The organism is Phocaeicola sp. RTP21198st1_B8_RTP21198_201120 (assembly GCF_040929485.1).
Classification (GTDB): domain Bacteria; phylum Bacteroidota; class Bacteroidia; order Bacteroidales; family Bacteroidaceae; genus Phocaeicola; species Phocaeicola dorei.
Genome location: NZ_JBCOCI010000290.1, coordinates 1 through 881 on the forward strand (window position 1 = coordinate 1; position 881 = coordinate 881).

The 881-nt window shown below is 40.3% G+C and carries 2 protein-coding genes; both read left to right on the plus strand.

Translation table 11 applies throughout. The features are described from left to right. Positions 1-349: RagB/SusD family nutrient uptake outer membrane protein (locus tag AB5935_RS25525; RefSeq protein WP_368327820.1), on the plus strand; the 349-nt coding region annotated here is incomplete at its 5' end. 17 nt (positions 350-366) lie between these two features. Continuing rightward, positions 367-881, plus strand: a 515-nt coding sequence (locus AB5935_RS25530) for a fasciclin domain-containing protein (RefSeq protein ID WP_368327821.1), incomplete at its 3' end; no start/stop codon positions are given.

An 881-nucleotide genomic window follows, 5' to 3' on the forward strand; every position in this document is an offset into this window, starting at 1 on the left:
TATCATTAATCAAATACGCGAACGTTCAGAGCTAAACCCACGAAGTGAAGTCAGTGCGGACAATATCAACGAAGCTACTGAAGAAATGTTATTGGAGATGCTATTGGATGAACGCGACATGGAGTTTGCTGCAGAAGGCAAACGTTGGTATGACCTATTGCGCTACGGCAAGCAACAAAACTTCAAGTATAAAGCTCGCTTTAAAGCAATCATTATGGAGAACAACCTTACAGCGGAAAATAAATGGCTGAGTTCTGTTCTGGATAATGATAATGCTTGGTATTTGCCAATTCCTGCTGAAGATATATTCAACAACTCGTTATTGACACAAAATCCTTATTATGAATAATTAAATAACGATATACGATGAAAAAATTAAAAAAAATATACTGGATGCTGCTCATCGTTTTATGTGCAGCTTGTAATGATCCGTATGATGGAGACACTTTCGTGGTCTTCGACACACAGCCTGCCGCAACTTATTTATCCAGCAGATCGGAAGACTTTTCCGAATGGATTCACATCATGAAATATGCGGACTTATACAATGCGGTGAATCAGGCTACCCAACGCTTCACTCTTTTCGTCCCCAACAATACGGCCGTACAGGAGTTTTACACCCGAAGAGGGGTTTCTTCCATTGAAGAGTTGGGAACAGAATATGCGCGTAATTTGGTATCTTATCATATTATACAAGATACCATCAATCAAGCAACTTTTATTGAGAAGGAAGGTGCATTAGCTAAAAGAACCGTTTCTGACGATGTTTTGATGGTATCATTCGGAAGTGCGGAAAATGGCGGTGGTGGTATGCGGTCTGTTTATCTGAACAGTGAAGCTCATGTGCTTGAATTTGCAAATCCGGTATCCAACGGTTACGT